Here is a 10,120-nt window from a genome sequence, read left to right as displayed (position 1 = left end):
AACTTTTCCGCTCACCGACGACGAGCCGCGACTTGTCGCCGAAGTCTCGGGAGGAAGCAAAAAGCTTCTGAACACGTGAATAGGTGTCAGATGCCATAATTTCGTCGGTAATCGCTTGGGATTTTAAGAAATTAATTAGCGTATTCAGCGTGTTATGAATTCCGAATTTTGAAATTTCATTATTCAGGGGCTTAATTTCAAAATTACCCCTGTTTTCAATAAAATATAGAAAAACCCCGCAGCTGCAACAGCTACGGGGCATTTCGATTTCGGAGTATTGGTGGAGGCGCTCGTCCTTGTAAAGAATACCTGTAGTGATCCGATATGGGTTCTCAAAAATGAAGACATTTGCCGCATCCGACACACCCGTCCACCGTTGAAAGACCTTAGCGAAGTCAGTAACGAGAAGCGCCTTCCGATCCTGATGGTCTACGCAAACATTTGCCAGCGACTGAATGATCAGCTCGATTAATCTCCCCCACCGCCGAGCCGACGCATGGATCAACCGATTGTGAATCTCTGAATTGCGGACTTCGGTTGGATCCACCCCGACAACCTGGGAAAACGTCACTAGGATGGTGTCGACCTCTTTCAAGCTGATCGCATCATAGGCAATGTCGTGGTACGTGACAGGTTCGAGCAGACTGGTCAGTTGCTCATTGGCATTTGCATAGTTGAGGAGTTCAGGCACACCAGAGTAAATCGGAAGGATCGGCCAGCCTGGCCGCTTCATTACATCCTTGAGGCCGTTCAGGATTCCCTCGATCTCTGCAGGTCTCTTGTCAGAAAACAGGTGCTGTGCCTCGTCATTATTCACGATCAGATATTTTTCCCGCATCAGCTGGGACTCAGCACGTGACCAGATCGTAGCCGTGCTGCGGTGATCCAGCTTGAACGGGTAGTTAACCGCCTCCAGAATTGCCACTCCCAGACCTTTCCAGTTCACTGTAGAACGAAGCGAGACGCGCAGGTAGTTGCGTTGGAAGCCTCCCGGCAATGGCTCATCTGAGGCGGCAAAACTGCGAAGAAGGTCCTTAATGTCGTGGCTTTTTCCAGTACGCGTTCCTCCTGTGACGATGAGGCCCCGGCCCTCAATATGCTGACCTGCAAGATAGGCTGAGAGAAACTGATCAAGGGCACGGTCGAAGGCCTTGCCGAGTTTCTCACGACGGGGAAACTCATAGTACCGAGACTTGAGCTTTGCCAAAACCTCGACCGAAGGTGTCAGATTGCTTGTGGTGTCATCAATCTCGCTCATTTAAGTGATCCTTTGCCTTCCGGGGCACCGGTGAATTTCTGGATCCCTGTTGCAGGTGACTTGCCACTGTCGCCAATTTCGACCGTCGGCCCGTCGGCATCATCGTTCGCTTCAACCGGATCAACAGAAACTTCCCCACCAGGAGTATAGACACCCTCTCCATTACCGACGGGTTCAGCGAGGGCCGACAGCGAAGCTGAGGGGCTGGAATCCTCACCGTAAAGGATTGCCATGTCAGAGCCGGCAAGCGTATCTGCGAGGGCCTGAGCTTCATCACGCTTAATGACTTTATGCTCTTTGCCGTAGAACGCCAGCAGCCCATCCATTTCCGCACTGATACGATTGTAGAACCGATACAATGCTTCCACTGCGATCTCTTGGGTCAGCGGATCAGATGCACGCCATTCCTCAAGAAAATGCCGCCATTCGCGCAAACTGAAATGCTTAAACTGCGAGAGGCAGGCCTTGAGATAGAAGCTCTGACTATCCTTTGTAATGGCAGTTACTTCTTCCATGCGATTGGGATCGACACAGATTGTCACCGAAGCGCCAATGTTGCGCAGCGCCCACTGACGAAACTCTTCGTTGCCCTGGTAAGGCATCCGAAAGGCTTCGATCCCCATCTTGGTAACTTTACGCGTAACGCGGAGGCCCACCGCACGGCGCACCTCGCGATTAGAGAGGGCAGGCAACATGCCGTACATGCGTTTCACTTTGTCGAAGAGAACATGCCGAATACCGCCCCAGCCTCCCTTACGCTGGGTTGTCTTGAAAGGAAGACAATCGGTGAAATACCACCAAAGGTATTTCTCGAGCTGCGCCATCGTCATGACAGTCATATCCTGACCATCATATTCGGTCTGTTTCCCAGGTCCCTGCCCGTTATAGCCATGAAGCGCTTTCATGATGTCGGAACTAAGCGTCGCAAAGAAGCGTTCGATGAAGGCCTTATCGGAGGGTGACTTTGTCCGACCGAACCGGAACATTGCGCCCAGTGACAGAATTGCGTGTGGAACGATATTATTCCAAAGTCCTGAGCCTGTATCCATCATGATCATGAATGGGCGCACGGCAGGCGGGGGAGCGTTCTCACACCCGGCCTCACGGGCAAGTTGCGTCTTGTCTGAAACAAGACGACGCAACAGCTCAAGGGTATCATCTGAGTTTGGGTTCTTGGCCAGATGAAAAGCAAGGGGAGCGCCGGTGGCGACATCAACGGCAACGAGAATCCAAATTTTACCTACATCGCTTTGCTTTGCTTCGCTTTTCAGCTGACGCATAGTCTTCTCGCCGACCACCTTATCGAGACCCGTCATGTTGAGAAATGTCCACAACGGCATCTCACACTCGTCAATTTCGATAGCTTCAGCGATCATACGGGCTTTCAATTCACCAAAGCCAGAACGCATTGCCCGCTTCATTTCATTCCAGCCTTGCGGCCGATTTTTACCGCCGTGGGATCCATACTCTTTGCAAATGCACGAAACTTTCGCTCGGAGACCTTGATATCTTCATGCCCTGGTACAGAAACGGATCTTTCTCGATTGGCTTCCTGAACCTTGCCTTTCAGCATCTCGTAACAGCGGATCAACTTCGGCTCTCGTTCATCAAGATACGGTTTCACAGCTTCTTGCATAAGATCGAGAATCCATTGCGGGAACTCTTTCAGAGGGCGGCCGGCATTGCTGTGTTTCGTATGCAGATCTACTGGATCAAAGCTATCCGCCAAGTAATTTCTGTACTGCTTCAACAAGGTTTCCCCAACAGGAACCACGTAGCCGTTTCGCTTTGCGTTCCCCCGCCTTGGAGTACCCGAAGCAATTCGATAGAGCTTCTCAATACGCCTTCCCCAACATGATGGTTTGCGTCGATCCACAACTCAGTGATTTTGAACTTTCCCTCGCGCTCCAATTCTTCCAGCGCAATACAAGAACAAAGACAGAACAAGATTTTCTGTTTTGCCTCATCATCAAGGTCAACGTACTGATCCGCCCCCGTCCCCAAAGCAGTGGCCCCCTTCATAAAGGCCGCCGTCGGGAACTTGATCTCGAAGTCAACGCGCTTCATGTTTTCGCGGATCTGCTCGACAGTCATCGTGAAGTCTTGGTTGTCGTTCGCATCAGACCCTGTCGGGCGAAGGACCGCGAGGCCGTCAACCATAGCGACAAGGCGGGATGTCTTCGTATCTTGAACGAAAAGACAGCCGATTGGGAATTCAGGTGGGGTAATCTTGCTCATAGCTTTGTGCTCCAAATTTGAGATGGGTAATCGATGACAGCATCGCGCTCGGCGCCGATACGACCGGCGCCAATCATCCGCATGATGGCGTGGTAGGCGACGGATTCCGGAAGACCAGAATCCGCAACGATGTCTTCAAGGCGGCTGCCAACGCTGGCATGGTCGATTAAGTCGACAACCCCTTCGTCAGCTTCCGCATTCGGCATCATCAGACACATCAAAATGCGGCGATTGTTGTCACGGTAGACACGCGAAAACGAGGCATCCGAAATCACGACAATCTCGTCAGCTGCATTCTCCGGCGTATGACGCACGATGTTTGCAATGCGGCTCTTGCTGGTACTGCTGTCGAGACTGATCTGCCCCCGGACGTAGATGAGCTTTGTGCGGCCACAGTCATACTGGATGCCCACATCAAAGGTATGGCTTTTCGGCTCCCCCTTGCCACCCAGCAACTTGATCTTCACAGGCTGGCATTGAACGTCGTAAACATTTGGCTGCAAGATCGCTTCGATCTTGACCGCTTCTTCAGCGTCGGAATCGTTGAGGGCGACGACAGGTTCGTAATCATTGGCTTTTGTCCGCATCAGGAAGCCAGACTTGTACGACGTGTCACTGCGAGACAGCGGATTATGGAGCCCTTCATAGGGACGGACCCCATCAATTGGACCGATCTTGAGTTGCGCCCGACGTTTGCGCTTTTCTTTCGCGGCTTTTTCCTTTTTGACAGATTTCGTGGCGATGGCGCTCAACTCTTTCAGCGTGTCCGACATTTCGACCCCTCGCGCTGCAAGAGATCATTGGTCAGAGCGGTGAAAAAACGCTCGATGAAAGCGCGGTCTTGCGAAGGCTTACCTTTATTTGCTTGAAGGCACTGATCCAAGCTGAGGCTGGCCCGTTCCATGCAAGTAGAATGAAAAGACCGTCGCGTTTCGGAATTCTTCTTTGTAGTTTTGGACATAGCTTCTCCATTCGCATTCAAATCGAATGCGTTTCTTTCGAGGATTAGCGGCGTGTGAGGCCTAGATTATGGGGATGTTTGCTCGCATATCGCACCTGGCACCGGCGGCCGCTTTTCAGCGTGTCGTGTCGGTGAGACTGCGTCGCGCTCAATATCAAAATTGAGTTGAACCCATTGTGACGAAGACGGGTATGCACTATGATCCAAGGTACCAACCGCTGGATTTCCAGTAACCAAAGGGCTCAGCTGTACCACCAGCTGGGCTCTTTTCTTTACCCTGACGTCTTTTTCAGTTGAGCATTGCGCTTCCTTTCCCATGTCAGTTCCCCTTGCCAAAAGCGGCAAAGATAAATCGTTTACACAATCTCTGATTCGAGTCAAATCGCTGTTCTTAAACATTTTTTTGATAGTCTCGTTTTTCGCAAGTCGACTTCGAGCTGACCGGTCTTGGATCGTTTTCATGACTTTTCCCATTCTTTTTCGAGCACCTGCGCTTCTCCATCAGACGTAGAAGGCTTGCTTCGTTCAGGAAAGGCCTCCATCTCACTATTTTATCTACTTAACTCAGGTAATCGCATATATTTGTATGGTTGGTTCAGGTAAAACTTAAAAACGGACCTATTCATCAAAAAACGCGTATCGATCGAATAATTCCTGAAGTCGGTCTTCATCGTAATGGCTCTCGTCCATTTCATTCACACATACCAATTCTCCCCAAAATCCCCCGCGGACAGTTTTGAGTTCATTGAACATTGAAATTCTAAGATTTCTCGCAGCTTGATAGGAGCATCCCACTATCCCTCTGAAATTTTCAATTGTTTGTCGTGAACGGGGATGTTTCAGGGCGCACGATAAGATAAGTTTTTCTGCCGCCCAGAGTGAGGTATGCAATGGTACTCTTGACCGTCGCAGACCCGAAACGGATTTTAACGAAAACTGCCAGCTACAGTCGGTACATTCGAAGACGTTCCGATCTTCAATATACCACGACTTTAGCGAGGCGCATTTTGGGCAGTATCGTCCTTCTGGCCAAACAAATATGCTTAAGCGATCTTCAGCATCTTGTTTTGTGGGAAAGGCATTCATAGCCCCCGCTTCAGGCAAGCCAGAAGCCAACATCTGCCAATGCAGAACATCGAAGTCCCGTTCCGATCCCTTTATCAACGTTCAACCGATCTATTTTCTTGACTTCAAGCTTTTACCGAGAGCCGAGCACTGTGAACAAGCACGTTTTTTCCGCTTTATGTCTAGCGATTGCTTCGTTCCAAAGTAGAAAAATGACGGCGGTGGAATAGCGCAGTTCAGGCAGTCTCAACCATAGGTTGTTCGTAGTGACCCTTTTTGCAAAGGGAGCCTTAGGCTCAGGACCCAAAAGCTGGTTGAAGTCGCTATGCCTGCGTGATTCACCCCCCCCCCAAACTAGTGGGGAAAAATATGAGCAATCTTTATTGGCTGACTGAGGTGCAGATGGCGCGGCTTCGACCGTATTTCCCAAAGAGCCGAGGTCTGCCACGCGTAGATGATAGACGCATTCTGAGTGGCATAATATTCATCAACCGCAACGTCTTACGCTGGTGTGATGCGCCCGCTGCCTACGGTCCACCTAAGACATTATACAACCGCTGGAAGCGTTGGAGTGATATGGGTGTGTTTGCCCGGATCATGACGGGGTTGGCGGCAGAAGCCCCCGACAACAAGACAATCTCTATCGATGCCACCTATCTCAAAGCTCACCGCACCGCATCAAGCTTGGGGCTAAAAAGGGGGCGTGGACGTCTGATTGGGCCGACCAAGGGCGGCATGAACACAAAGCTGCATGCCGTTACGGACACCAGCGGCCGTCCGATACGCTTATTCATCACCGCTGGCCAGGTTAGCGACTACACCGGTGCCATGGCTTTGCTGAGCAGTTTTCCAAATGCAGAATGGTTGCTCGCGGATCGTGGTTATGATGCCGATTGGTTCCGCGAAGCTTTGTCGGAAAGGGGCACAAGGCCCTGCATCCCTGGTCGCGCGTCGCGCAAGAAGGTCGTTAGATGCGACAAGCGTCGTTACAAACGCCGCAACCGCATTGAGAGAATGTTTGGCAGGCTCAAAGACTGGCGACGCGTCGCAACCCGCTATGACAGATGTCCAAGAGTATTCCTGTCGGCAATCGCCCTCGCTGCAACCGTCATATTTTGGTTATGAGTCCTGAACCTAATCCAACATAATATTCCATCTTCTGTCTCCCTTGTTCACAGCTATGCTGTGATCCTATCGGGAGCTCGACCAAAGTGCAGGGTCAGCCCAATTACGCATGCTTTCCGCCCTTTCATGTCGATCGACACGAGCGGCCCAAAGCTGACTCTGGCCCAGCCTGCAGCGAACGTCAGTTCTCAGTCTTCTTAAACGTTGCTGCAAGCAGTTAGAATAGTCGCTCCGTAGACAACAATATTTTGAGAACTCTGCAATTTCGCCTTTGCCAAAGGCTTTCCGAACCGATAGCAACGCAGGGAACGCCGCAAACTGTAACAGCCGATGGTAGCACTGCACTAAATCCACCCTCTAACCGGGCCTGTCCCAGTCCTTTCCGGCTCTGGCTTAAAGGGTCTCAGACAACCTCAAACAACCCTGCAGCGCCCATTCCCCCGCCGACACACATGGTGACGACGACATATTTCGCACCGCGTCTTTTGCCTTCGATCAGCGCATGGCCGGCCGTGCGGGCCCCTGTCATCCCGTAGGGATGGCCAATTGAAATCGCGCCGCCGTTCACGTTAAAGATTTCCGGATCAATGCCCAGATGGTCGCGGCAATAGATCGCCTGGCAGGCGAAAGCTTCGTTCAGTTCCCACAAGCCGATATCCGAGACTTTCAACCCGTGCTGCTTCAGCAGTTTGGGCACCGCGTAGACCGGGCCGATCCCCATCTCCTCTGGCGCACAGCCGGCGACCATCATGCCGCGATAAATGCCAAGAGGGGTCACCTTTCGCTGCGCTGCTTCGGCACCCTCCATTAATACCAACGCACTTGCGCCATCCGACAGTTGGCTGGCATTCCCGGCTGTGACGGACCCGCCTTCAATCACCGGGTTGAGTGACTGGAGCGATTCCAAAGTGGTCGAGGGACGGTTGCCTTCGTCTTGGGTCAGCGTCACCTCCTGCATCGAGATCTCGCCGCTGGCCTTGTCCTTGACCGCCATTTGCACGGTAATCGGCACGATCTCATCATTGAACCTCCCCGCCTCCTGTGCGGCGGCGGTGCGTTGTTCAGAGCCTAGCGCGTATTCATCCTGTGCCTCGCGGCTGATACCGTACTTATCTGCAACGAATTCCGCTGTTTTCAGCATCGGCATATAGGCGTTTTTGACCTGCGCAGTAACATTCGGATCGGTTGCGGCCATGACCGCGTCGAAATACGGCCCTTGGACAGCAGAAATATTGTCCTGCCCCCCCGCAATAGTAATCTTCATCCCGTCGACCATGATCTGCTTGGCCGCTGTGGCTACGGCCATCAGTCCTGAGGAGCATTGCCGGTCGATGGTTTGGGCCGAGACAGAGGTCGGCAGTCCTGCGGCAAAGACCGCGTTTCGGCCAAGGTTCAGGCCCGCCGTTCCTGCGGCCAGCACCGTGCCGATGACGGCGTCGTCGATCTCGGCTCCGTCGACCCCGGCGCGCTCGACCGCGTGTTTGATCGCGTGGCCCATCAAGGTTGGGGATTTGGTGTTGTTGAACGCTCCTTTGAACGCGCGGCCAATGCCAGTGCGAGCGGTAGAGACGATGACAGCTTCTTTCATGGAACTACTCCTAATCGACGGGTGGACCGTCAGAACATGTTTGGGATGAAGGTGATGATGCCGGGGAACCAGATCAGCAGGCCCAGAAGAATGATGTCGGCGACAAAGAACCACAGCACACCGCGGAACACGATGGCGGCAGGCGCGGCTTTGCCCACCGTGGAACTGAGCACAAAGACGTTCATGCCAATCGGGGGTGTAATCATTCCGACTTCGAGCAATTTGGCGACGAAAACCCCAAACCAGATGGCGTCGATGCCCGCCGTGCCGACCAGCGGCAGAAAGATCGGCAAGGTAATCAGCATCGCACCGATGGGTTCAAGAAACATGCCGAGGATCATGTAGATGACGGCGATGCCGATCAGCAGGAACACCGGGCTGGCCCCCAAAAGCGCCACCGCGTCCGAGATCATATAACCGACGCCCGACAATGTCAGGAACCGGGTCAACATGCTGGCCCCGATGGTCACGATGAACAAGCTGCCGCAGGTGACCAGTGTCTCGATCACCGAGGTCTTCAGCGCCTTGAACGTCAGCGTGCGTTGCGTGGCCGCCACGACCATCGACATCAAAGCCCCAACTGCCCCTGCCTGAGTAGCGGTAAAGAGCCCGCCAAAAAGCCCGCCCAGCACTGCGACCACCAGCAAGATGACCGGCAGCGCGCCTTTCAACGCGGAGAACTTTTCGGTCCATGTGACCTCTTCCGTCACCCGCGGCGCAAGGGAGGGGTTCAACGTGACCCGAAGCAGAATGACCGCGATATATGACAGCGCCGTGGCAATGCCCGCGCCAATGCCGCCAAGAAACAGATCGGTGATTGAGACCTGCGCAATCACGCCAAAGACGATGAGCAAAATGCTCGGCGGGATAAGCGCCCCAACAGTGCCAGCCGCCGCCACGGTGCCACAGGCAAGGCTAGCGTCATATTTGTTACGCAGCATCTCTGGGACAGCAACTTTACCCATGGCAGCCGCGCAGGCCACACTGGAGCCGGTGACCGCGGCAAAGCCCGAGCAGCCAAAGACGGAGGCGATGGCCAGACCGCCCGGAAGACGCGCGAGCCAAAGGCGCGCGGCATCAAAAAGCCCCCGCGTCAGGTCCGCGTTAAAGCAGATGTATCCCATAAAAACGAACATTGGCACGGAAGACAGCGTCCAATTCGAGATGAAGGTATAGGGAACAACTTCAAGCATCCCCCAAGCCGCATCGCTGCCCACGATGGCGATCAAGCCAAGGTAGGAAACCAAGATCAACGCGATCCCGATATGCATATTCGCAGCGATCAGAACCAGCAGACCGATTATTCCCAGCGATCCGATCAATGCGTCAGACATGGTCTGTCTCCAGTTCTGCGGTGTCCGTCGCATGAATGTCGTTCTGCCCAGTAAGGCGCAGCACGACCCGAGCGATTAGCAAAAGCGCCATGGTGCCAAAGGCCAATGGCAAGAAGAAGAACGAAGGCCAGACCGGTATCTTGCCAACTTGTTCGACCACGGCGGCATTGATCGACAGCTTGTGCAGCGCCTGTTGCCAAGACTGTGCTGTCAGCAGCAGATAGACGCCTGCGGTGATCGCGATGACCAGTGTTTCCAGTTTAAGCCGGACCCCCTCGGGCAACAGGACAGTTAAAAGGTTCACGCTGATATGGTTGCCGCGATATTCCGCCGCGAGGATCGGCAGGAAGGCCACTGCGATCATATAGTAATTGGTGACGATCGCGGACGTCACAGAGATCGGCGCGTTGAAGATCAGGCTCGAGAGAATATCGAGGCTGATGTGGACCATCATTGCCACCAACCCAATGGCGGCAATGCTGATCAAGGCCCGGTCCACGGTTCGGACGACACTGGTGATCCAGCTTCGGGTCATGGACACGGGCCTCCTC

The 10,120-nt window shown here is 53.4% G+C and carries 9 protein-coding genes; 1 reads left to right on the top strand and 8 read right to left on the bottom strand.

The features are described 5' to 3' along the window. From WNY61_RS12975 to WNY61_RS12955, 5 genes are all read right to left on the bottom strand, one after another. On the bottom strand, positions 1-1,258 hold a 1,258-nt coding region (locus tag WNY61_RS12975; RefSeq protein ID WP_342851840.1), incomplete at its 3' end, for a TniB family NTP-binding protein. Next, on the bottom strand, positions 1,255-2,679 hold the full coding sequence (locus WNY61_RS12970; protein WP_342851839.1) for a hypothetical protein: 1,425 nt from the start codon (positions 2,677-2,679) through the stop codon (positions 1,255-1,257). The genes WNY61_RS12970 and WNY61_RS12975, both read right to left, overlap by 4 nt. Continuing rightward, positions 2,676-3,008 (bottom strand): hypothetical protein, encoded by a 333-nt coding sequence (locus WNY61_RS12965; protein WP_342851838.1) that lies wholly within the window; start codon positions 3,006-3,008, stop codon positions 2,676-2,678. Before WNY61_RS12965 ends, WNY61_RS12970 begins: the two co-directional genes overlap by 4 nt. After that, positions 3,005-3,496 carry a hypothetical protein gene (locus tag WNY61_RS12960; RefSeq protein ID WP_342851837.1) on the bottom strand — a complete coding sequence of 164 codons (492 nt, stop codon included), beginning with the start codon at positions 3,494-3,496 and terminating at the stop codon, positions 3,005-3,007. The genes WNY61_RS12965 and WNY61_RS12960 overlap by 4 nt, the downstream gene beginning before the upstream one ends. Beyond that, positions 3,493-4,269 carry a hypothetical protein gene (locus WNY61_RS12955; protein WP_342851836.1) on the bottom strand — a complete coding sequence of 259 codons (777 nt, stop codon included), beginning with the start codon at positions 4,267-4,269 and terminating at the stop codon, positions 3,493-3,495. The genes WNY61_RS12960 and WNY61_RS12955 overlap by 4 nt, the downstream gene beginning before the upstream one ends. Before the next feature lie 1,622 nt (positions 4,270-5,891). Here WNY61_RS12955 and WNY61_RS12950 point away from each other — a divergent pair. Then, positions 5,892-6,647, top strand: coding sequence for an IS5 family transposase (locus tag WNY61_RS12950; RefSeq protein ID WP_342851835.1), 756 nt, complete (start codon positions 5,892-5,894; stop codon positions 6,645-6,647). Between the two features lie 403 nt (positions 6,648-7,050). Here WNY61_RS12950 and WNY61_RS12945 read toward each other — a convergent pair whose 3' ends face one another. The 3 genes from WNY61_RS12945 to WNY61_RS12935 are packed head-to-tail and all read right to left on the bottom strand — an operon-like array spanning position 7,051 to position 10,104. Continuing rightward, on the bottom strand, positions 7,051-8,235 hold the full coding sequence (locus WNY61_RS12945; protein ID WP_342851834.1) for an acetyl-CoA C-acyltransferase: 1,185 nt from the start codon (positions 8,233-8,235) through the stop codon (positions 7,051-7,053). Between the two features lie 29 nt (positions 8,236-8,264). Beyond that, positions 8,265-9,569: a TRAP transporter large permease subunit gene (locus WNY61_RS12940; RefSeq protein ID WP_342851833.1), complete on the bottom strand. Its 1,305-nt coding sequence runs from the start codon at positions 9,567-9,569 to the stop codon at positions 8,265-8,267. Beyond that, positions 9,562-10,104 carry a TRAP transporter small permease gene (locus WNY61_RS12935; RefSeq protein WP_342851850.1) on the bottom strand — a complete coding sequence of 181 codons (543 nt, stop codon included), beginning with the start codon at positions 10,102-10,104 and terminating at the stop codon, positions 9,562-9,564. Before WNY61_RS12935 ends, WNY61_RS12940 begins: the two co-directional genes overlap by 8 nt. Positions 10,105-10,120 lie beyond the last annotated feature (16 nt).

The organism is Sulfitobacter sp. AS92 (genome assembly GCF_038900015.1).
Taxonomy (GTDB): Bacteria; Pseudomonadota; Alphaproteobacteria; order Rhodobacterales; family Rhodobacteraceae; genus Sulfitobacter.
The sequence above is the reverse complement of the archived record's forward strand: the minus strand, read 5'-3'. Positions and strand labels throughout refer to the sequence as shown.